The sequence below is a fragment of the Streptomyces sp. WI03-4A genome (assembly GCF_033792105.1).
Taxonomy (GTDB): domain Bacteria; phylum Actinomycetota; class Actinomycetes; order Streptomycetales; family Streptomycetaceae; genus Streptomyces; species Streptomyces collinus_A.
Window position 1 is genome coordinate 26,697 of the sequence record NZ_JARAUO010000013.1, and the last position, 21,331, is coordinate 48,027.

Here is a 21,331-nt window from a genome sequence, read left to right on the forward strand (position 1 = left end):
GCCGGTCCCCTACAGCCACTCCCCCGCCAGGGCGGTGGCGCTGAGGCCGGGTGCGGCCGCGTACAGGACGGCGCGGCTGCCCGGCTCCTGGCCGGCGTCGTACGCCCGCCGCATGATGTCGAACACGGCGGCGCCGCCGCGGTTGCCGGTGGTGTAGCTGGCCCGGCTGTGGTCCAGCAGGCCGGACGGCCACGTGTCGGGCATCGTCTGCTCCATGTACTCCAGCACCCGGGTGCCGCCGGGGTGGGCGAGCAGCACGTCGGGGTGCCAGGATCCGGGCTCGTCCTGGTAGCGGACGCGCAGCCACTCCCACATGGCGGTGACCGTCTCCTGCACGGCCCGCGGTCCGCGCCGGTCCATCACGAAGTGGGTGCCGTCGGACCGGGTCTCCAGGCGGTGCAGGTCCTGGGTGCCGGGCAGGGTGTGGTTCCAGGAGGCGTCCAGCCGCAGGACCGACTCGCGCCGCTGTCGGCCCGTGACCACCACGGCGGTGGCGGTGTCCGCGAACAGCAGCCGGACGATCAGGGACTCCAGGGTGTCGTCCGCGGGCTGGTAGGTCGTGCTCAGCGCCTCGGCGATCACGACCAGGACCACCCGGTCGGGGTCAGCGGCCACGAGCTCGGCCGCCAGTGCCAGGGAACGGGTCCCGGCGACGCAGGCCCACTGCGAGGCCGGCAGCAGCATGGCGTCGTCGCGGAGGGAGAGCCGGTTGGCCAGGGCGACGTCCAGACCCGGCAGCGCCGGGGTGGTGGAGTTGCTGGTGATCAGGCAGTCGACGTCCGCGACGTCCAGCCCGGCGATCTGCAGGGCCCCACGCGCGGCGCGCTCACCGTAGGACTGCACGGCTTCCCAGGCAGGTGCGGTGCGTTCCTGGACGGTCTGCGGAGCGGGTACCGCCTCGAGGGCGGCTATCGCGCGGTCCACGTCCTGCGGGCTGAACCCGTCGCGGGCCAGGGCCTCTTGGGCCGCGTCGACACCGAGGGACCGCAGGCCGCTGCCGTTGCCCGGCGCGACGGCGGTCTCCAGGGGCAGCATCCACCCGCGGGTCTCGATACCGGTGCTGGCCGCGATGCCGTCGATCCGCGGCTCCCAGGCCGCGTTGGGGTGACGGTCGCGCACCTCGGCCACGATCTGGCTGGTCTTCACCGCGTGCTCGCCGTGGATCACGGCAGGAGGACAGACGTAAGCGGCCATGGTGGGGCACCTTTCCTGGGGATCGAGGAGGAACGTCGCGAGTGCTGCGTCATGGGCCTCTTGAGAACTTCGTGCCCAAGAGCTGGCCGATGGGCTCCACTTCGGAAGTCGGTAGCCATGAAGAGAATGGACGCTAAAGGGACATTTACGCTGTGATGCACACAACTTGGGCGCCACTTTGAATGCGTGACACCGGACACACCGCCGAGGCGGCCCGATGAGGCGCGTCTCACATCGAGGGCGGGACGGTATGCGCGCGCCGCCTTCGACTGCGCACGGAAACAACCGATTTCGGCGGCCATGCCTGTGAAGTGGGCCCTTGCGCAGCCGACTTGAGGGGCGGCCCCGAAAAGGTGGTCACTCCGACCTCGCCGGCCAATCGGGCCCGTAATAGTTGATTGACTATTCCAGAAAGCGCGCTAGTCTGGCCGTATGGCACGCACCAGGGAGTTCGACATCGATCAGGCGGTGGACCGCGCCATGGACCTGTTCTGGCGCCGGGGCTACGCCGAGACGTCCCTGCAGGACCTGCTGAAGGAGCTGTCGATAGGCAGTGGCAGCTTCTACGCGGCCTTCGGCTCGAAGGAGCGGCTCTACCTCCGCGCCCTCGAGCGCTACACCTCCCTTCAGGGCAGCGATCTGGAGCGGATCCTCGACGAGGAGACCGAGATCCGGACCGCCGTCCGCAAGGTGCTCGCATCCCTGGTGGAGGCGGACCTGGCCGACCCCACGCGCGGCTGCCTGGTGGTCAACGCGGCCACCCAGTGCGCCGACCGGCCCACGGCGGCGGACCGCGTCAGCAGCGCGATCCGGCAGGTGGAGTCCCTGCTCGCCGGAGCCCTCGAGCGGGCCCAGGCGCGGGGGGAACTGGCACCCGAGAAGGACCCGAGGGAGCTGGCCAGGTTCCTGACCACGTTCATCCAGGGAGTCCGAATCGCCGGCCGGGCACAGCTGGGGAGGGAGTTCATGGAGGACGCCCTGTCCACGGCGCTGCGCGCGCTGGACTGACAGCCCGGGAACCGCTCGCCCCCGCCACCGCGCACGCTTCCCCGGTTCCCCCTACCATTGTTATGTATCGATCATTCCAGAAAGAGACCGTCATGGAACTGCACCTCAAGGACAAGGTCGCCGTCGTCACCGGAGCCAGCAAGGGCATCGGCCTGGCCGTCGTCGACAGGCTCGCCCGCGAGGGTGTCAAGGTCGTCGCGGGCAGCCGCACCGCCTCACCCGAGCTGGAGACCCTCGCAGCCGAGCACGACGTCACGATCGTGGCCGTGGACCTGTCCACGACGGAGGGGGCCGAGACGCTGGTCCAGCAGGCCGTGGAGCGTCACCGGCGGCTGGACATCCTCGTCAACAACGTCGGGGCCGCCGAGCCCCGCGAGTCGTTCCTCAAGGTCAGTGACGCCGACTGGCAGCGCATCTTCGAGCTGACCTTCTTCAGCGCCGTGCGCGCCAGCCGCGCGGCCCTCCCCCATCTGGTCGCGGCCGACGGCGCGTCCATCGTGAACATCAGCTCGATCAACGCCCGGCTGCCCTTCCCGATGGTCGTGGACTACTCGGCGGCCAAGGCCGCGCTGACCAACCTCAACAAGTCCCTGTCCGAGGAGTTCGCCCCGCAGGGCGTCCGCGTCAACGCGATCGCCCCGGGGCCGGTCCGCACCCCGTTCTGGACCGCGCCGGGCGGCTTCGCCGACGCCACCGCCGCGGCCGCCGGCACCACCGCGCAGGAAGCGCTCGACAGTGTCGTGCCGCAGAGCATGGGCATCAGCTCGGGCCGGATCACCGAGCCGCAGGAGATCGCCGACCTCGTCCTGTTCCTCGCCTCGCCCCTCGCCGCCAACATCACGGGAACGGAGACCGTCATCGACGGCGGCCAGATCAAGACGCTCTGACGCGCCCGGAACCGCCCCGCGCGGACCTCGCGCCCAGCCCCCGCCTGGCCGGTGTCAGGTGCCCGTTCAGTACGTCCAGTGGCGCAGCGAACTGAAGTCGATCGCGCGTTCCGTCTCCCGCAGCAGGTGGGCGGCCGCCCTGCTGACCTCGGCGGGCACGTCGCCCATCTCCGCCACCAGCCTGTCGTAGACCGGTATGTCTCCCCACGCCAGGCGATGGCCGTCCTGCTGTGTCACGGTGATGACCTTCCCCCCTGTCGTGCGATGTTCCCCGGTGAGTCTACGGGGCCGTTGCCGTGACCGGCGCCGGTAGGCCGTCAGGGGCGCTGGTCGAGAGCGCGGGCGAGCGAGTCGAGGGATGCCAGGGCGTCGGGACCGGTGGGGGCGAGGACGACGCTGGTCGCACCGGCGGCGTGGCGGGCGTCGATAGCCGCGCGGGCCTGGCTCGGAGTGCCGGCGACGCTCAGTTCGCGGACCCAGGCCGCGGGCATGGTCCGGGCGAAGTGCCGGGCGTCGGGGCAGGCCGCGCGGTGCGCGCGCAGCTCGGCGGCGAAGGGCAGCGGGTCGATGTGTGCGGCCCAGTCCGGCTCGCCGATCGCCTCCAGACCGGTGCGGACGCGGGCCAGGGCGGCTTCCTCGTCGTCGTCCACGGCGGCCGCGTCGTAGGTGACGACCTCCGGAGCGGCCGTGGTGGCGGCGGTGCCGAGGTGTTGCAGGGACGCGGTGATGTAGGCGGGGGCGGCGGGCTCGGCCAGGAGGAGTCCGTCGGCGACCTCGCCCGCCGCCTTCTGTGACCGGGGGCCGCGGACGCCCAGGACGACCGGCGGGACGACGTCGGGCGTCTCCGTGAGGACGACGCCCTCGCAGCGCACATAGCGGCCGTTCGCGGGGCCGGGCTCGCCCCGCAGCAGCCGGCGCAGTGCGGTGGTGTACTCCTTGATCAGCGTCAGTGGGCTGTCGGGCCAGGATCCGGCCCGGCGCATCCAGTCGGGCATGCCGTGGCCGATACCGGCGAGGACGCGGCCGGGATGGAGCTGGGCGAGGGTGGCCAGTTCCATCGCGGCGAAGCACACGTTGCGGGCGCCGGCGGGCAGGATGCCGATTCCGACGGTGACGTTCGTGGTGTCGGCCAGGACGGAGGCGGCCTGGGCGATGCCGCCCCGCCAGCCGAGGTCCTCCACCACCCAGATCTGGTCGAAGCCCAGCTCTTCGGCTCGCCGCGCGTACGGCAGCACCTCGGCGACGGGGAGGTCACGGGGCAGCACGACACCGACACGGCCGCGGGCGGGCAGGGCGTGGGGCACGGGCACGGGGGCTCCTTCGGTCGGCGCGTCCGTCGATCGGCTGCGGTCTTCCGTACCCGGACGACGGCGGCCGGGCAGGGGGAGGCTTGTGCGGCACGGGGGTCAGGACCGTGCCGCACAAGCGGTCAGGGACCGACGCCCGCCATCTCGCTCCGTGGCGTGCGGCCGGATTCCGTACGCAGGACCCGCGCACCCACGGCGGTGGTCGCACACAGCAGGGTCAGCAGGACGAAGGCGTGGTTGAGGGTGACGAGGTGGGTCAGCCAGCCGATGACGGCGGGGCCGGCGAGCATGCCGACGTAGCCGAGCCCGGCGACGCGGGAGACGTTGGCGCCCGCGGCGGCGGGGTCGGCGTGCCCGGCCGCGCTGAACAACTGCGGGACACACCCGGACAGGCCGAGGCCGAACAGCGCCCAGCCCACGAACGCGGCCCACATCCACGGCCCGAGGGCCACGAGCGTGATGCCGACGGCGGCCGTGGCGGCGCCGTGACGCAGGATCGCCAAGGAGCCGAACCGGGCGACGAAACGGTCGGCCAGCAGACGGCCGGTGGTCATGGCCGCCGCGAAGGTGCCGTAGGCGAAGGCGGCGGTGCCGGCGGGCGCACCGAGGACGTCCTCCAGGTGCAGGGCGCTCCAGTCGTTGGCGGCGCCCTCGCACAGCATGACCATCAGTGCCAGGACGGCGAGAAGCCAGACGCGCCCCGCGGTGCCGCGGCGGGCGGCGGCCGGTGACGCGTGCGTCTCCTCCACCGTGTCGGTGCTGCCGTTGCTGGCGGCGGCGGAGGCGGCCGGCATCAAGGCACGGGCGGAGGCCAGGGCGATGACGATGCCCACCGCTCCGACGGCGGCCAAGGTCGCGGCCGGGTGCAGACCGGCGCTCGTGGCACCCGCCGCGACGAGCGCGGCGAGGACTCCGCCGACGGAGAACGTGGCGTGGAAGCCCGACATGACGGGGCGGCCGTACGCCTTCTCCACGTGCACGGCGTGGGCGTTCATGCTCACGTCCAGGCAGCCGTTGCAGAAGCCGAAGACCAGCAGGGAACCGGCAAGCGTCCACGGATCGCGGGAGAGACCGGGCAGCACCAAGGTCGCGCCGCACAGCACGCCGCCGGCCGGCACCACGACGCGCGCGCCGAGGCGGTCGGTCAGCGGGCCGGCCACCTGCATCCCGACGAAGGCGCCCAGCCCGAGGGGCACCAGCAGGCCGCCCAGCGTCGCGTGGCTGATGTCCACGCGCTCCTCGACGGCCGGGATGTGCACGACCCAGGCGCCCATCAGGGTGCCGCAGAGGACGAAGTAGACATAGGTCGCCACGCGGGCGCCCCGAAGCGAGCGTTCCATGCCACCCACCGTAACGAACACAGTTGATGTTTGGAAGCGGCGCTATCGAACATCTACGCTGTTCACTCGCCCGGGATCGCGCCCGCTGGCGAGCAGTCCGCGCTCGAAGGGGCCGGCACCGGCGTCAAGTCCGTCCGACAGCCGGTCAGAGCCCGCCCGTGTTGAGGAGCCGGTTCGGGGTGTCGGGGCGGATGCCGTGCAGGACACCGCGGGTGGCCGTGTGGTCGAGCCAGACGTGGACCTGGGAGGCCGTGGCGTGGGGGTGCGCAGACAGGTACAGCGCGATCACGCCGGTCGCGTGCGGTGCGGCCCAGGACGTCGCGCCGTCGGTCTCCGTGGTCGTGCCGCCTCCGGCGAGGGCGGCGGTCACCTTCTGGCCGGGGGCGTACAGGTCGACGCAGCGCCCGTAGTCCGATCCGTAGGAGCCGCCGTCGTTCCACGCGCGGTCGGTCGGGGTGGAGGCCGCGACGACGATCGTGCCGGGGACGCCGGCCGGGGAGTGCTTGCAGGCGTCGTCGTGGAAGTTGCCGGCCGACACCACCGTGGGGATTCCGGCGTCGACCATCTTCTTCACGGCGGACTCCAGGGCGGAGGACCGGTGGTCGAGGTTGAGCGACATGTTCACCACGGCGGGCTTCTGCGCGTGCGCGGTGACCCACTTGACCGACTTCACGAGGGCCGCCTCTGCGGCGCCCGGGGAGCCGCCGCCCTCGCTTTCGCACAGGATGCCCTGGACCCTGACGAGTTCGGCCTTGGGCGCCACCCCGTACTTCGTCCCGCCGATGATGCCCGAGACGAACGTGCCGTGACCGGTGCCCGCCTCGCTGAAGCAGTCGCCCGAGTCCTTCGGGCCCACGAAGTCGGCGCCGAGGTGCGCGCGTCCGCCGAACTCCTTGTGGGCGATGTCCATCCCGGTGTCGATCACGTAGACGTGCACGCCCTTGCCGGTGGCGGTGGCGGTGAACTTCCCGTTCAGCGGCCGGGACCGCTGGTCCAGGATGTCCAGGTTCCACGGCACGTTCCGGGTGAGGGGCGACACCCCGGACCGCGCGACCCCGGACAGCTTCTCCACACCGGCGGCGGACGCCCGCGCCGGGCCGGACGGCTTCCCGGCCTCGGAGCCCGCCGCGGACGGCCCCTTCCCGCGCGCGGGAAGTGTCGCCCCGCTCCCACCGGCGGCGGCGCCGGCCTTCCCGCCGCAGGCCGAGGCCGCGAGCACCGTCGCCATGGCGGCCACCACGAGGCCGGCCTTCGTCACGTTCCGCGTCACAACGTCCCCCACGTCCCCGCTCCGTTCACAGTCAGCGCACAAGACGACCGCGGGAGGCGGGCGGTTCCAGGCTGTGAACAGCACCCGCACGGGACCGTTTCGGACACTCGTCGGGAACGGGGAGGACAATCAGGCGTCGCGGTGCCGCCGGCCGGGACACCCAGGGGCAGGCCGCCCGTACGGAAGTTGTGACCTGAGTCACCCGTGAACCCGGGAACCTGGTGCCGCGCACGGACAGGATCAGATGTGGAACTCTCCTTGCGCGCCCGGCTGCGCTCCGGTGATCCGGAGGCCTTCGGGTCGATATTCGACGAACATGCCCGGACGGTGCACCGCTACGCCGTCCGGGTCACCGGGAACTGGGCGACGGCCGAGGACGTGGTGTCGCTGACCTTCCTGGAGGCGTGGCGGCTGCGCGGGACGGTACGGCCCGACGGCGACGACCTGTTGCCGTGGCTGCTCGGCATCGCGACCAACGTGCTGCGCAACACGACGCGCGCCGCACGCCGTTACCAGGCCGCGCTCAGCCGGGTCCCCGCCGACGACACCGCGCCGGACTTCGCGGACGAGGTCGTCGAACGGATGGAGGACGCCGGACGCCTGGCCGCGGCACAGCGGGCCCTGGGGCGGCTGCGCCGCGGCGAGCGTGAGGTGTTCGCCCTGTGCGTGTGGGCCGGCCTCGACTACGCGGCGGCGGCCGAGGCCCTCGACGTGCCGATCGGCACGGTCCGCTCCCGCCTCTCCCGCGCCCGGCGCCGACTGCGGCAACTGACCGACGAGGAACTCGCCGGCGAAAGCACGGAACCCGCCCCCCGTTCCGGACAGCAACAGGGTGGCCGCCCCCTCGCGGCCCGGTCGATCCAGGAGCAGACCCGATGAACGCCAAGACGCCCCACGACGACGGCTTCGACGCGGCACAGTCCGCGGAGCGCGCGGAGGCGGCCCGGCTGCTGCCGGCCCCGGCCGCCCGGGATCTGCCCGACGACCGGCTGCGCGTCCTCAAGGAGCACCTGATGAGCGAGATCCGCCAGTCCGCGCCCGCGGCAGCCCCCGAGACCGCCGCCGCCCCGGGCACGGCGCCGCGACGCCCGAGGAGACGCTGGGTGCCGGTCGTCGCCCCGCTCGCCGCGGCCGCCGTGGCGGCCGCGGTCCTCACCGCCGGCCCCGGCCACGGCGGCCGGCCCGCCGACGCCGCCCGGCCGGACCCGTCCAAGGCGTCGGTGCTGCTGGAGAACGCCGCCGCCGAGGTCTCCCGCGCGCCCGCCGTAGAGGTCGGTCACCACCAGTACGTGTTCGTACGCAGCGTGTCCGCCGGACGGGACAACCCGCTCAGGGCGCAGTGGACCGACAAGCACGGCAAGGTGCACAGGGAGTACTCCAAGACCCCGACGAAGCTCTCACGGTTGGAGACGCTCCGGGAGTGGATCCCCTGGTCGCGGAGCCAGGACGCCGCCCAGGCCTACGGCGACGAGGCTCCCCAGCGCCTCGAACTCCCCGGCCCCGGGCAGGGGACGGCGGGAGGCCCGGGGCACACGCAGAGCGCCTTCGAGGACCTGGCCGCCCTCCCCCGCGACCCGGGCGCGGCGCTCCGAGCGATCGAGGCCGACCTGCACCGGCAGATGGACAACGCGGAGAACACCAAGGGAAACAGGCGCCCCTCCGTGAACAAGCCGTGGCTCTTCGCGTACCTCGGCGGCATGCTCCAGGAGTCCGTGGACCCGCGGACCACGGCCTTCCTCTACCGGGTCGCCGCCCGGATCCCGGGCACAGAGGTGGTCCCCGACGCGGTGGACGCCACGGGCCGGCACGGTGTCGCGATCGCCCTGGACGGCGGGGCGGCCGACCGCCAGGAGTGGATCTTCGACAAGAAGACGTACGCCTTCCTCGGCTTCCGCGACGTCACCCGGGAGGACACCGCGATCGGCAAGGCGGGCAGCGTCATACAGACCACCGCGGTGCTCCAGCGCGCCGTGGTCGACCGGGTGGGCGAAGACCCCCGGGGATAGCGGGGCACCGGCCCAGGCGACGGTGGATCTGTGGCTGGCAGTTGCTTTTCGATTATGCAAGGTCACGGTCCGATGCCGGCCCGCCCCACCACCGAAACCCGGCGCTCCCGGCCGCCGTTGGCAGGCACATGGACGACGACGCCCCGCTCCCGACCACCGCCCGGCTCCTGGGTTCCTACTGGCTGGACTCCTCCTACTGGCATCCGTCGAAGCCCTGTTGCTGCTTCGCGCCGCCCCCGCCCCGGCGGGGGCGGGGCGGGCGCCTGGCACGGACCGTCCTGACCGTCGCCGCCTACGGCCTCATCCTCACCGCGCTCGCCCTCACCGCGGCCAACTGAGCCCCCGGCCCGTCGCACCGACGCCACTCCCCGCACACCATCCGGGGGCTCAGGGCTGATCGGGCCAGGCGGCCAGCACAGCGCCGGTCTCCTCGTCGGTCAGGGTGACACGGGCGTCCGGCATACCTCCGTACTCGCCGACCCAGCGCCGGAACTTGTCCCGTGCCACCTCCTCGCTCCCCCACCAGCCGTGCTGCACCAGCCGGCCACCGGAAACGAGCAGCAGGTGGTACCGGTCGGGTCCGCTCACGCGGTGGGAACGCGGGTCGTCGGCGGGAACTCCGGTCATGCGGCGGGAACTCCTGTCAGGCGGCTCGCACGCCGGTCATGCGACGCGAACTTCCGGTCATGCGACGCTCTTCTTGCGGCGGCGCCCGCCGCCCGCGAGCGCGTCGACGAGTTCCTCACGGCTCATCTTCGAGCGGCCCGCGACATCCTGGTCGGCCGCGCGCTGGTACAGCTCCGCCTTGCTCAGCTTCCGCAGCTCGCTCCTGCCCTCGCCACCACCGCCGCGCGAACGGGCCGACGCCGTCCGGGACTTACTCGGCGGTGCCTTCCGCGACCGCGGCTTCGCCGTCTTCGCATCCGCGGCGGTTCGAGCCGGCTCGCCCTGTGCCGACCCGGTCTTCCGCTCGGCGGTCTCCTTGCCACCGCGGCCGGAACGGGCCGCCTCCAGACTGCCTTCGAGGACCTGCATGAGGTCGATGACGTTCGTCGCCTCGGGCGGTGCCTCGGCCACCGCGACCTCCTGGCCCTCCGCCTTGGCCTTGACCAGCTCCCGCACCTTCTCCTGATAGGTGTCGTGGTACCGCTCGGGCTGCCATTCCCCGCTGAGGGCGTCCACCAGCTGCAGGGCCATCCGCAGTTCCTTGCCGCTCCCGGCCCGGCCCGAGGGCAGCTCGGGCAGTTCGCTGCCCGGGTCGCGCACCTCGTCCGCCCAGTGCAGTGTCTGCAGCACCAGCACCTTGTCCTCCGCGCGCAACGCGGTCAGGTACTGCTTGTTGCGCATGACGAACGTGGCGATGCCGGCCTTGTTCCCCTCGGCGAGCGCCGCGCGCAGCAGCTCGTAGACCTTGGTGTACTCCTTGCCGCGCGGGGCGACGTAGTAGGTGCGGTCGAAGTACACCGGCTCGATGGCCTCCAGCTCGACGAAGTCGCTGATGTCGATGGTCTGCGAGCGGCCCGGCGCGATCTCGTCCAGTTCGTCGGGCTCGACCACGACGTACTCGCCCTCGCCGACCGGGAAGCCCTTGACGATGTCGCCGGTGTCGACCTCGTCGCCGGTGCGCTCGTTCACCCGCCGGTTGCGGATCCGGTCGGAGGTGCCGCGCTGCAGCTGGTGGAAGTGGACCGTATGGTCCTCGGTCGCCGTGTAGAGCCCCACGGGGACGCTGACGAGCCCGAAGGTGATCACTCCGCTCCAGATGGCCCGCGCCATGGCCCTGCTCCGTTCCGTCCTGCCGGCGACGGCCGGTACCGTCCGCCTGACTTCACGCTCGCACCACCGGCTCCCCCGCGCGCGCCGGGCCGGACGCGCACACACCCGGTTGGCCTCCGCCGCGCTCACCGAACGAGTGCCGGGCAGACAGCGCGCCCACGGTGACTCAGGTCGGGCCCGGGCTCTTTTCGGCGAGCTTCTGGGCGCGTGCCTCGGTGTCCCCGGCCAGGCGCCGAGCCTCGCGCGCGGCCCGGTCCGCCGCCCGGGCGCCGTCGCGGGCCGTGCGCGCCGCCTCGCGCGCCTGCCGCTGCTCACGCTCGGCGTCCCGCAGCTGCCGGGACAGGTCCGCGACGCGCTGTCCGGCCTGCCGCTCGGCTTCGTCCGCCCGGCTCTGCTCCTTCTCGGCGGCGGCCAGCTCCTCCTCACAGGCACGGAGCTCCTGCTGGGCCTCCGTGGCCAGTCGCCGGGCATGCTGGAGGCGCTTGCGCGCGTCGTCGCGGCGAGCGCGCGCCTCCTCCAGATCGGTCACGCTGGCAGCGGCCCGGGCGGCACGCCCGGGGGTCGGTGCCCGGGAGGCCGGCTGCCGGGTGGCGGCGGGGAAACCGACCGGGACACTCAGGGGCTTCGTCAGCCGTCCAGCGGCCCACTCCTCGGCCGCCTCGGGGTCGGCCAGCGCGGCCTGCAGGGTGTCCTGGACGTCCTGCCGTGCGGCCTCTCCGATGCTCCGTCCGGCCCGGGCGGTGAGCTCGGCGGCCTGCCGGGCCAGGGCGAACGTGAGCTGGTGCTGCCGCACCGACAGCTCGCGCAGCCGCTCACCGTCCAGGTCCTGGTGGGCCTGCCGCAGTCCTTCACCGAGCTGGAGCAGGTTCCGCACCTCCGTCGGCCGCTCGCGCACCAGCAGGTTGCTCGCCCAGGCCGCGAGCGTGGGGCGGCGCAGACGCCGGATCTCGCCGGCCAGCTCGCGGTTCCCGGCGGCGCGTGCGGCCTTCGCCCGCGTGTCGCGGGCCGTGGTGAAGTCATCCGGCGCCAGGCCGTAGAGCTCGTCGGCGACCGCGTCCAGATCCACTCCTCGCTCCTCCCCTGACCTCGGAGAACGTCGGATCAGGCGTCCGGGGGGTCCGTTCGGTCCTTGGGGTCCGTGGGGTCCGTCAGCAGGTCGTGGTCCCGTCGCAGGGCCGCCAGGGACAGCGTCTTGTAGCCCACCTGCTCGAAGAGTACGACGATGCGGTCGTCCTCCACGCTCATCACCGTGCCCCGGCCCCATTCGGCGTGGCGGACCGTGTCGTTCGGCTCGTAGGGCGCGCGGTGCCCGGACGCGGGGGACGCGGCGGATCGCCGGGGCCCGGTCTCCGTGCGGTGGTCGACGTCTCCATCGGGGTCACGGTCCCGGACTTGGCCCCGGCCCTGATCCCGGCCCTGCTCGCGGTCGCAGGAGTCGCACATGCCGCACGATTCGTCCGTCCGGTCGCCGAAGTAGCCGAGCAGGTACCGGCGCCGGCAGGACCGGGTCTCCGCGTAGCCGCGCATCATCTCGATCCGTGACCGGTCCGTCCGACGCCGGCGCTCGAACACCTCGCGCGCCGCGTCGACGGCCTGGGCCGCCGTGCGGTCCGGGACGGCACGGATGGCGCGGCGCCGGCCCTCCACGGTCACGGCGCCGGCCTCTTCGAGGAGGTTGACCAGGTCGGTGGCCTTCTGACGCGACAGCCCGCAGAGCTGTGCCACATGGCTGCGGCTCCGCGGGGCGTCCTCGCCCAGCAGTGTGGTCATGATCCTGTGCAGGCCGTCGGTGTCCAGCGCTCGGGCGGTGAGGAACTTCTGCAGCCCGAGGTCCTCCGGGCGGTAGAACAGCTCGGCCCGGGCGGGCTCCCCGTCCCGGCCGGCGCGCCCGATCTCCTGGTAGTAGGAGTCCGGGGCGTCGGGGACGGACGCGTGGGCGACGAACCGTACGTCGGGTTTGTCGATGCCCATCCCGAACGCCGAGGTGGCCACGACCACGGAGGGAGCCCCGGCCATGAAGCCGTCCTGGATGCGGCGCCGGTCCGCTGCCCTCATCCCCGCGTGGTACGCCGCCGCGTCGACGCCCTGCTCCCCTAGCCGCTCCGCGTACGTCTCGGCGTCCTTGCGGGTGGCGGTGTAGAGGATGCCCGGGGACCGCGCCGCCGCGGTCCATCCGGAGACCGCGTCGCGTTTCGCGTGGTCGTCGGTGAAGGTGTGCACCGCCAGATGGACGTTGGGCCGATCGGTACCGGTCGTCACTACCACGGCGTCGCGCAGGTGCAGGTGCTCGGCGATGTCGGCCCTGACCGGGGCGGCGGCCGTCGCCGTCAGGGCGAGCACGGGTGGGCGGCCCAGCCGCTCGGCGGCCTCTCCGAGGTTGAGGTAGTCGGGGCGGAAGTCGTGGCCCCAGGCGGAGACACAGTGGGCCTCGTCCACGACGAACAGCGAGGGGCGCAGCGCGCGCAGCCGCTCCAGCGCGCTGTCCTTGGCCAGTTGCTCCGGTGACAGGAACAGGTACTCGGCTTCGCCGTCCCGGACCGCCTGCCAGCCCCGGTCGGTGACGGATTCCGGCTGTGCGGAGTTCACGGCCACGGCGTCCGGCACGTTCCTGCTCCGCAGTCCGGCGACCTGGTCACGTTGCAGGGCGATCAACGGTGACACGACGACGGCGGGGCCACCGAGCACGACGGTCGGCACCTGGTAGATGGCCGACTTGCCGGACCCCGTGGGCATGACCACCAGCACGTCGCGGCCGTCCAGCAGGGCCTCCATCGCCTCCGTCTGCTCGGGAGTCAGGTCGCTCCAGCCGAAACGTTCCCTGGCGACATGGCGCAACCGCTCGATCCGGTCCCGCGTTCCCTCGGGCATCGCGTATCTCAACTCGCCGCTCGGATGATCATGGCGTTCCGAGTACCCGTCCACGGGTGTCGTGACTCGCCTTCGGCGACGTTTACGTACCGGCCGTCTTTCTGATGCCGCACGTCGGCCCCGCTCTGCCGGTTTCGCCCGGTCAGCCGCGGAGGACGAAACCCTTCTCGGCGTTGAACCGCTTCACGGTACCGCCGGCCATACGGATGATCGCGCGGCACCGCCTCGACAGCGTGCTCGGCGTTTCGGCCATCGCCGCTTCCACGTCGACCCCTTGCCCGACAAGGATCCGTGCACCCCGCAAGCTCCGACACGCGCACGACCTCGGGGTTGCCGGTACGACCGAAACACATGTGTTCGAAATTCTGGCTGGTTCGTTGAGCCACACGAATCAGCCGCACAACCGTCTAGGGGGACCGCGTTGAATTCGGCGCACACACCGGCACCACCGACTACACCGACTCCACCGACTCCACCGACTCCCGCCGGCCTCGCACGAGACGGAGGCGCCCTGTGAAGCGCTTCTTCGGACGCGTGCGGATGGCCGAGCCCGAGGTCTCCGACGCCGAGCGGGAACTGTTCGGCGGCCCGCTGCGCTACGACCTCGGCTGGTCGGAGCACGAGGGCGCGCAGCTCGACCTGTCGATGACGTCGGCGCTGCGATCCATGCCCCGGCTGGTCGGAGCGGCCCTGCGGATGGCGTGGCAGGCGGACCGCCGCGCTCTGCTCACGGTCGCGATCAGCGAGGTCGGCCAGGGTGCCGCCGCGGCCGTCGGCCTGCTCGCGGTCAACGCCGTCATGCACGCGCTGCTCGGCTCGGGCGCCCCTGAGCAGCGGCTGCACGCGGTGCTGCCGGGACTGCTCGCCGCGGCCGGGGCGGCCGTCGTCAACTCGGGCCTGGCCGGATGGTCCACCTCGCGGGCGGGCCGGCTGGAGCCGCTGGTCGAGCGGACGGCCACGACCCAGTATCTGGCCGCGGCCGCTTCGGTGGAACTGGAGGCCATCGAGGATCCGGCGTTCCGGCGGCTGATCGATGTCGCCCAGTACGGCGCCGCGTCCGCCCGCCGCATGATCAGTGCCTGCGTGGCCGCGCTGAACGGGACCATCTCGCTGATCTCCACGGCCGGCGTCCTCACCATCCTCCACCCCGTCCTGCTGCCGATGCTCATCCTGATCGCGACGCCGCGCGGCTGGGGCGCGATGCGGGTGGCGCAGGAGCGGTACGTGTCGGTGATGAGCTGGATCGAGCACGTGCGGGCCGGCCGGCTCATCGGCAACCTGCTCACGGAGCGGACCGCCGCACAGGAGGTGCGCATCCACGCCGTCGGGCCGTTCCTGCTCAGCCGTTACGAGCGCATGGCCGAGAGCGCCGAGGCGGAACAGGAGCGGCTGGCCGCCGGCAAGGCCGTCACCGAGTGGGTGGCCGCAGCGCTCTCTGGCCTCGCCTTGGCGGCGACCTACGCGGCCATGTTCCTGCTGATCATGAGCGGGCACATGAGCCTGGCCGTGGCCGGTACCGCCGTCATCGCCGTCCGGTCCGGCTCGGCGAGCCTGGGCGCACTGGTGATGAACGTGAACCAGTTGCACGAGGAGTCCCTGTACGTCCGCGACCACGCCCGATTCCTCGACGAGGCGGCACGGCGCACGATTCCCGGCGGGGGCGATCCCGTGCCCGCGCGGGTACGGCAGGTCGTGCTCGACCAGGTCGGCTACCGCTACCCCGACCGGGAGACGCCCGCCCTCGACGGGGTCTGCCTCACCCTGCCGATGGGCTCGGTCACCGCCGTGGTCGGTGAGAACGGCTCCGGCAAGAGCACCCTGATGAAGGTGCTGTCGGGCCTGCTCCTGCCGCAGAGCGGGACCGTCCTGTGGGGCGACGCCGACCTCGCGACCCTCGACCGCGCCCAGGTCTTCGACCGCGTGGCACTGCTGACTCAGGACTTCCAACGCTGGCCCGTGACCGCCGCGTTGAACATCAGAATCGGCCGCCCCGCCCAGGAGGCCGATCCCGAGGACCTGCAGCCGTCCGTCGACTACGCGGATGCCGGACCGGTGATCGCGAAACTTCCCGACGGCCTTCGCAGCCTGCTCGCCCGGATGTTCCGCGGCGCCAGCGAACTCTCCGGCGGCGAATGGCAGAAGATCGGGCTCGCCCGCACCCACTGGCGCAGCTCCACCTCGGACGCCGACGGCGTACTCCTCGTGGACGAGCCCACCTCCGCCCTCGACCCGGAGGCCGAGATCGCCGCGTTCGACCGCATCCGCCGGCTCGCGGCACCGAACCGGGCCGTCGTCCTCGTCACCCACCGCATGTCCGGCGTCCGCCACGCCGACCACATCTACGTCCTGCACCACGGCCGGCTCGCCGAGCACGGCAGCCACGACGAACTCATGTCCGCCCAGGGCCGCTACGCGTCGATGTTCGCCGCCCAGGCCGCCCAGTACGCCCCCACCGGCAGCATCCCCCACCCGACGTCCCCCACGGTCCCGGACCCTGCCTGAACCATCCGACCGCTCACATCTGAAGGGACCCCGATGACGACCACCACCAGCGCCACCTACTGGGAGCCGGTCTGGGCCGGCGGACGCCGGTACCGGCAGGTCGCCGACACGGAGGTCGCCCTGCTCGCCGACCATGTCGGGCCAGGCCGTGGACGCCCGGCACTCGACATCGGCACCGGCGACGGGGCCCTCGCCCGCCACCTCCACCGACTCGGCTACCGGACCACCGGGATCGACGTCGCCCCCAGCGCCATCGCCGTAGCCCGCGACAGCCGGGCCGACCAGCACGACGATGAGCCGACCTGGCACGTCATGGACTTCGCCCAGGGAGACCTACGCTCCCTGCCCGATTCCGCGTACGCGGTCGTCGCCTGCCGCCTGGTCTACCGGTGGATGGACGACAAGCCGGCCTTTCTCGACCGCGTCCGACAACTCCTCGCACCCGGCGGTACGTTCTGGGTCGTCACCGAGATCGCCGGCCGCCGCGACGCCGGAGACCCCCGCCAGCATCTCGGAATCACCTCCGCGGAAGCCGAGATCCTCACCGCCTGCTGGTCCGTCGTACGAACCGCCGACCTAGACGTGCTGCGGTGCTACGCACTCCGGCCCTGACCCGGGAGTCAATGCGTTGGACGAAACGGAACAGCAGAACCTTCTCGCCTGGAAGCCCTCCGGCGCCTTGGAGCCGGGCGAGTCCCTGCGGGAGACGGCCGTGCGCGAACTTGCCGAGGAGACCGGCCCGTACGCCGACCCCGACGACGTCCGCCTTCTCGGCATGTTCCTCGACCGGGTCGGTGACGTCGTCCGGCGCAGATTCTCACCGCCTGGCGCCCCGACCTGCCGATCGACCACGCACCCGCGCACTTCACCCCGCTCACCGACCCCGACACGACCGCGCCAGGCCGGCCCGGAACCTGAACCAGCCACCCGCGACCGGCACGGCTCCCGTACACATGACTGACAAGAAGCTGTCACACGAAGTCCGGAATGCGGGTCCGGCGGGCACCCGTTCTGACTGGCATGACTGTAGGAGTAGCACTCGACGCGTCCAGCGCGCCTAACCAGGTCGACGCCACCGTCCGGCTGGCCCAGGAGGCCGCGGCCGCCGGTCTGCGGTCGGCCTGGTTCGGCCAGACCTTCGGCGCGGACTCGCCCCAGCTCGCCGCCATCGTCGGGCGCGAGGTGCCGGGACTACAGGTCGGGACCTCCGCGATCCCCGTCTTCGGCCGGCACCCCCTGCTCGTCTCCAGCCAGGCACAGACCGCACAGGCCGCGACGCACGGCCGCTACCACCTCGGCCTGGCCCTGGGCACCAAGCTGCTGACGGAGACCGGCTTCGGCCTGCCCTTCGAGCGCCCCATCGCCCGCCTGCGTGAATTCCTCACCGCGCTGCGGCAGTTGACTCAGAACGGCACTGCCGACTTCCACGTGAACTGCTCACCGCCTCCACACCGATCCCGGCCCGGGTGCCGGGCGCCGAGGCGGGGGTGCCCGTGCTGGTCGCCGCGATGGGGCCGCAGGCGCTACGGGTCAGCGGTGAGCTGGCGGACGGCATCCTGCCGTATCTGGCGGGCCCGCGCGCCCTGGCCGAGCACATCGTCCCGACGCTCACCGCCGCCGCCGAGGCCGCCGGCCGTCCCGCGCCCAGGATCGTGGCCCTGGTGCCCGGCGTGGTGACGGACGACGTCGAGGCGGTACGGGCCCGGGCCACCGAACGCCTCGCCTTCTACGAGCAGATCCCGTCCTACGCGCGGGTCATCGAACTCTCCGGCGGACGCCGGGCCGCCGACGTGGCCGTGATCGGCGACGAGAAGGCGGTCGAAGCCGAAGTGCGGCGCTACCGGGACGCAGGCGCCACCGAGGTCGTGTTCTCGGGCACCGAGATCGCGGGCGAGGCCGACCGCCGTCGCACGTGGGCGCTCCTCGGCGAACTGGCCCATTGACCCCTTCCGTTGCCCCCCGTCCCGCTGATCGCGCTCATCCCATCAAGGAGAACTCATGACCACTGAGGTCACCACGAACGACCTCCAGGCGTTCACCGAGAGCTGGCTGGACTGGTACCGCGCCCAGGAGGCCCGGCTCGCCGACCCGCACGGGTTCCTGGCCATCACCGGTCTGCACTGGCTCGACGACCGGCCGCGACGCTTCCCCGACGCGCCCGGCGCGTGGCGCACCGGCCCCGACGGAGTCGTCGTCCACCTCGACGACGCGGACGAACTGGTCATCGACGGAGAGCCCGTCCGGGGTGAACACCGCTTCGGTGTGCTTCCCGAACGCGGCGGCGTCGACGTGGTCTGGGGAGACGCCGTCCTGGAGGTCGCCAGGCGCGGCGGCCAGGACATCCTGCGCCCCCGGCACCCGAACGCCCCGCTGCGCACCGCCTTCACCGGAACACCTGCCTACGCCCCCGACCCTCGCTGGGCCGTGACGGGCCGGTACGTCCCGTTCGACGAGCCGCGGCCGACCACGGTGGGCGCGGCCGTCGAGGGACTTGAGCACGTGTACGACGCTCCGGGCAGGATCGAGTTCGAGCTGAACGGGCGTCGGCTGTCGCTGACCGCGTTCCCCGGGCACGGTCCCGGCCGGCTGATGGTGCTGTTCACCGACGCGACCTCCGGGGTCACCACGTACGCGGCCAACCGGGCCCTGTCCATCGAGCCGCCCACCGCCGACGGCACGGTCGTCCTGGACTTCAACCGCGCGACCAACCTGCCGTGCGCCTACACGGACCTGGCCACCTGCCCACTGCCGCCGGCCGAGAACCGCCTGCCGGTGGCGATCGAGGCGGGCCAGAAGATTCCCCACGAGCGCGGGGGCGCATGAGCGGACCCTGCCCGTGTCGTGCACGCAAGCTCCGGATAATGAACGACAGAAGGAGAGCGCGAGTGGACGAGTGGGTCCCCGTTGACTTGATACATCTGTCTTACGGGCGAGACGTCTCCCTCGTCCTGCGCACGGTTGAGCGCCACGAAGCTCGACGCGCCCAGAAGCAGCCTGACCAGGTGGTTGTACTCTGCCGACCAGACGAAGGAAAGCCGGCACGACCAGGGGGCAGGGGGGCACGTGAGCGCAGGCATGGTTCGTCCGCTCGGGCCGAGCGGCCCGTCGCAACGACCTCGCCGTCAGGTCGCACGTCACCTCGGGGCCATGCATCTGAGTGGTGTGATCTTGCTGCTCACCTACGCGATGCCTCCGGCCTGGGCTCTCGATGCCTACGGCGCGGCGCCCGTCGGCGACCCCTCGGCAGACATCCCGCCGTTCGTGATCGTCGCCGCCTTGCTCAGCCACTGCGTGGGCTTTCACATGCTCGTGCAGATCCCGTCCGGGCTTCTGGGTACGAGGCTGGCCCTCAGCCGTGGTGGCCTGACCACCTACGCTGCGAGCCTGGCGATCGCGGGTGCCCTCACAGCCTCGGCCTTGCCGGTGGCCCTGCGCATGGAGAGCCTCGGTGACCTCATGGGGTTGTGGGCTGACTTCATGATCCGTGGCTCGCTGGGGCTGGCCGGCTACGTGTGGATGGCTCGGCGGTCGCGAGTGATCGCGACGGAGTCATAGTCAAGACCTGTGGATCAAGCCATCGTCAGCCGTGGCTCGGTCGTCGTGAGCCCAGCACCTCTGACGGCGGGCCTCGGAAGATGTCCTCGGCAGATCCCCTCGCGCGCTACGGCATGGCAACCACGACGTACGCCATGCCGATAACGACCGCCACGCAGACGACAACGACGGCGATCACGCCGATGCTCAGCAGACCCGTCAAACCCGCGATCGCTCCCCAACCGACCCGGGTCATCCGCTCGGCCCGATCTACCGCGTCCTCGTAGTCCTTGTCGTCGTACCAGTCCCGGTCAGTCATGACGTCCAGCCTCCAAGCACCGAGGCACAGCCGATCCACTTCTTCCGCCCACCACGCATCCTGCTCCCGTCCCGGCCGCCGCCGCTCCACACACATGTGGAGCCGGCGTGGTTCAGGGCCGTCAGGGAAGCATGCCACTGCACGAACGACCCGGCTCAGCGGCGGTGCCACTCCTCGGCCAGGAGCCGGTAGGAGTGGACCCGGTCCGCGTGGTCGTGGGTGATGGTGGTGATGATCAACTCGTCGGCACCGGTGGCTTCCTGGAGTTGTTCGAGCTGGTCGGCGACACGGGCCGGGGTGCCGACGAACTGGGCGTCGACCCGGTCGGCCACCAGGGCCCGGTCCGCCTCGGTCCAATGGTGCCGGCGGGCCTCTTCGGGGGTCGGGAAGGGGATGGCTCCCTCGGCGGTGCGGATGCTGCGGACCCATGGGGCGTAGCCGGTGGCCAGTTCGCGCGCGGTCGCGTCGTCCTCGGCGACGACCACGTCGGCGGAGACGCTGACGTAGGGCTTGTCGAGATGGTCGGACGGCTGGAACGCGGCCCGGTAGCCCTCGGCGGCCTCCAGCACCGTGGCGGGGCTCACGTGGTAATTGGCCGCGAAGCGCAGGCCGTTGCGGCCCGCGACGTCGGCGCTCTGGCCACCGCTGCTGCCCAGGATCCATATCTCCAGCCGGGCACCCTCGCCCGGTACGGCGTGCGCCTCGATGCCGTCCGCCGAGCGGTAGTCGCCGCGCAGCAGGGCGAGGATGTCCTCGACCTGCTCGCCGTAGTCCTGCGACTCGGCGCCGGGCTGGTGCAGCAGCCTCTGCTGGAGCTGGAAGCGGGGTGAGCGGACCAGGTGCTCCGGGGAGAACCGCGGCGGGATCTTCAGTCCGTTCGGGGTGCGCCCGTCGACGACGGGGGTGGTGGTGGGCCGGGAGCCTGCCGTCCCGCTCGGTGAGCGGCCGCCCGAGCGGCCCAGGCCCAGGTCGAGGCGCCCGGGGTGCAGCGCGTCGATCAGCCCGAACTCCTCGACGGTGGACAGGGCCGTGCGGTGCCCGAGTTGTACGGCTCCGGAGCCGATCCTGATCGTGGACGTCGCCGATGCGGTCAGGGCGAGCACGACGGCGGGCGAGGTTCCGGCGACGCCCGGGTTGAGGTGGTGCTCGGCGAACCAGTAGCGGCTGTAGCCGAACCGTTCGGTCTGCCGGGCGAGGTCGATGGTGTTGCGCAGGGCGTCGGCGGCGGTGGAGCCGGACGAGACCGGGACGAGGTCGAGGACCCCCAGCGGGATACCGGACATGATCGGATGCTCCTAGCGGTCAGCGGTCAGCGGACAG

21 protein-coding genes and 2 pseudogenes are annotated in these 21,331 nt (G+C 72.2%); 11 read left to right on the forward strand and 12 right to left on the reverse strand.

Annotation, left to right across the window (positions count from 1 at the left end):
- Positions 1 to 9: 9 nt before the first annotated feature.
- Positions 10 to 1,194 (reverse strand): type III polyketide synthase, encoded by a 1,185-nt coding sequence (locus PV343_RS16000; protein WP_319147572.1) that lies wholly within the window; start codon positions 1,192 to 1,194, stop codon positions 10 to 12.
- Between the two features lie 432 nt (positions 1,195 to 1,626).
- On the opposite strand from PV343_RS16000, the gene PV343_RS16005 reads away from it, so the two are divergent.
- Together PV343_RS16005 and PV343_RS16010 are read left to right on the forward strand one after the other, a co-directional pair.
- Positions 1,627 to 2,202, forward strand: coding sequence for a TetR/AcrR family transcriptional regulator (locus PV343_RS16005; RefSeq protein WP_319147573.1), 576 nt, complete (start codon positions 1,627 to 1,629; stop codon positions 2,200 to 2,202).
- A gap of 92 nt (positions 2,203 to 2,294) precedes the next feature.
- Complete coding sequence (locus tag PV343_RS16010) at positions 2,295 to 3,089, forward strand: oxidoreductase (RefSeq protein ID WP_319147574.1); 795 nt, start codon at positions 2,295 to 2,297, stop codon at positions 3,087 to 3,089.
- A 66-nt stretch (positions 3,090 to 3,155) separates the two neighbouring features.
- Here PV343_RS16010 and PV343_RS16015 read toward each other — a convergent pair whose 3' ends face one another.
- From PV343_RS16015 to PV343_RS16030, 4 genes are all read right to left on the reverse strand, one after another.
- A complete protein-coding gene (locus PV343_RS16015; protein ID WP_319147575.1) occupies positions 3,156 to 3,326 on the reverse strand; it encodes a hypothetical protein in 171 nt (56 codons plus the stop codon).
- An 80-nt stretch (positions 3,327 to 3,406) separates the two neighbouring features.
- Complete coding sequence (locus PV343_RS16020; protein WP_319147576.1) at positions 3,407 to 4,399, reverse strand: LLM class flavin-dependent oxidoreductase; 993 nt, start codon at positions 4,397 to 4,399, stop codon at positions 3,407 to 3,409.
- 119 nt (positions 4,400 to 4,518) lie between these two features.
- On the reverse strand, positions 4,519 to 5,736 hold the full coding sequence (locus PV343_RS16025; RefSeq protein ID WP_319147577.1) for an MFS transporter: 1,218 nt from the start codon (positions 5,734 to 5,736) through the stop codon (positions 4,519 to 4,521).
- A gap of 145 nt (positions 5,737 to 5,881) precedes the next feature.
- Positions 5,882 to 7,018: a S8 family peptidase gene (locus PV343_RS16030; protein ID WP_319147578.1), complete on the reverse strand. Its 1,137-nt coding sequence runs from the start codon at positions 7,016 to 7,018 to the stop codon at positions 5,882 to 5,884.
- A 234-nt stretch (positions 7,019 to 7,252) separates the two neighbouring features.
- Here PV343_RS16030 and PV343_RS16035 point away from each other — a divergent pair, with 234 nt between their 5' ends.
- From PV343_RS16035 to PV343_RS16045, 3 genes are all read left to right on the forward strand, one after another.
- Positions 7,253 to 7,885, forward strand: a complete 633-nt coding sequence (locus tag PV343_RS16035) for an RNA polymerase sigma factor (protein WP_319147579.1) — start codon at positions 7,253 to 7,255, stop codon at positions 7,883 to 7,885.
- Positions 7,882 to 9,012, forward strand: coding sequence for a CU044_5270 family protein (locus PV343_RS16040; RefSeq protein ID WP_319147580.1), 1,131 nt, complete (start codon positions 7,882 to 7,884; stop codon positions 9,010 to 9,012). The genes PV343_RS16035 and PV343_RS16040 overlap by 4 nt, the downstream gene beginning before the upstream one ends.
- A 128-nt stretch (positions 9,013 to 9,140) precedes the next feature.
- On the forward strand, positions 9,141 to 9,350 hold the full coding sequence (locus tag PV343_RS16045; protein WP_319147581.1) for a hypothetical protein: 210 nt from the start codon (positions 9,141 to 9,143) through the stop codon (positions 9,348 to 9,350).
- 49 nt (positions 9,351 to 9,399) lie between these two features.
- Here PV343_RS16045 and PV343_RS16050 read toward each other — a convergent pair whose 3' ends face one another.
- The 5 genes from PV343_RS16050 to PV343_RS16070 form a co-directional block, all read right to left on the reverse strand.
- Positions 9,400 to 9,639 (reverse strand): hypothetical protein, encoded by a 240-nt coding sequence (locus PV343_RS16050; RefSeq protein WP_319147582.1) that lies wholly within the window; start codon positions 9,637 to 9,639, stop codon positions 9,400 to 9,402.
- Between the two features lie 57 nt (positions 9,640 to 9,696).
- Positions 9,697 to 10,788: a Ku protein gene (locus tag PV343_RS16055; RefSeq protein WP_319147583.1), complete on the reverse strand. Its 1,092-nt coding sequence runs from the start codon at positions 10,786 to 10,788 to the stop codon at positions 9,697 to 9,699.
- A gap of 166 nt (positions 10,789 to 10,954) precedes the next feature.
- The gene (locus tag PV343_RS16060) at positions 10,955 to 11,854 is read right to left on the reverse strand and encodes a hypothetical protein (protein WP_319147584.1); all 900 of its coding nucleotides are present in this window, start codon (positions 11,852 to 11,854) and stop codon (positions 10,955 to 10,957) included.
- A 35-nt stretch (positions 11,855 to 11,889) separates the two neighbouring features.
- Positions 11,890 to 13,656, reverse strand: a complete 1,767-nt coding sequence (locus PV343_RS16065) for a RecQ family ATP-dependent DNA helicase (RefSeq protein WP_319147585.1) — start codon at positions 13,654 to 13,656, stop codon at positions 11,890 to 11,892.
- Between the two features lie 142 nt (positions 13,657 to 13,798).
- The gene (locus PV343_RS16070; protein ID WP_319147586.1) at positions 13,799 to 13,921 is read right to left on the reverse strand and encodes a hypothetical protein; all 123 of its coding nucleotides are present in this window, start codon (positions 13,919 to 13,921) and stop codon (positions 13,799 to 13,801) included.
- A gap of 275 nt (positions 13,922 to 14,196) precedes the next feature.
- On the opposite strand from PV343_RS16070, the gene PV343_RS16075 reads away from it, so the two are divergent.
- The 6 genes and pseudogenes from PV343_RS16075 to PV343_RS16100 all read left to right on the forward strand — a co-directional run bounded on the left by PV343_RS16075 (position 14,197) and on the right by PV343_RS16100 (position 19,713).
- The gene (locus PV343_RS16075; protein ID WP_365019023.1) at positions 14,197 to 16,158 is read left to right on the forward strand and encodes an ABC transporter ATP-binding protein; all 1,962 of its coding nucleotides are present in this window, start codon (positions 14,197 to 14,199) and stop codon (positions 16,156 to 16,158) included.
- A gap of 33 nt (positions 16,159 to 16,191) precedes the next feature.
- On the forward strand, positions 16,192 to 16,770 hold the full coding sequence (locus PV343_RS16080) for a class I SAM-dependent methyltransferase (protein WP_319147588.1): 579 nt from the start codon (positions 16,192 to 16,194) through the stop codon (positions 16,768 to 16,770).
- 55 nt (positions 16,771 to 16,825) lie between these two features.
- Positions 16,826 to 17,076: pseudogene (locus tag PV343_RS16085) on the forward strand (NUDIX hydrolase); the annotation flags it as partial.
- 102 nt (positions 17,077 to 17,178) lie between these two features.
- Positions 17,179 to 18,101 (forward strand): annotated as a pseudogene (locus PV343_RS16090) (LLM class F420-dependent oxidoreductase).
- Between the two features lie 55 nt (positions 18,102 to 18,156).
- Positions 18,157 to 18,981, forward strand: a complete 825-nt coding sequence (locus PV343_RS16095; protein WP_319147589.1) for a DUF1684 domain-containing protein — start codon at positions 18,157 to 18,159, stop codon at positions 18,979 to 18,981.
- Positions 18,982 to 19,326: 345 nt separating this feature from the next.
- Positions 19,327 to 19,713: a hypothetical protein gene (locus PV343_RS16100; protein WP_319147590.1), complete on the forward strand. Its 387-nt coding sequence runs from the start codon at positions 19,327 to 19,329 to the stop codon at positions 19,711 to 19,713.
- 106 nt (positions 19,714 to 19,819) lie between these two features.
- On the opposite strand, the gene PV343_RS16105 is transcribed toward PV343_RS16100, so the two are convergent.
- Together PV343_RS16105 and PV343_RS16110 are read right to left on the reverse strand one after the other, a co-directional pair.
- Complete coding sequence (locus PV343_RS16105; RefSeq protein ID WP_319147591.1) at positions 19,820 to 20,011, reverse strand: hypothetical protein; 192 nt, start codon at positions 20,009 to 20,011, stop codon at positions 19,820 to 19,822.
- Positions 20,012 to 20,166: 155 nt separating this feature from the next.
- Positions 20,167 to 21,294, reverse strand: coding sequence for an MsnO8 family LLM class oxidoreductase (locus PV343_RS16110; RefSeq protein ID WP_319147592.1), 1,128 nt, complete (start codon positions 21,292 to 21,294; stop codon positions 20,167 to 20,169).
- Between the last annotated feature and the right edge of the window lie 37 nt (positions 21,295 to 21,331).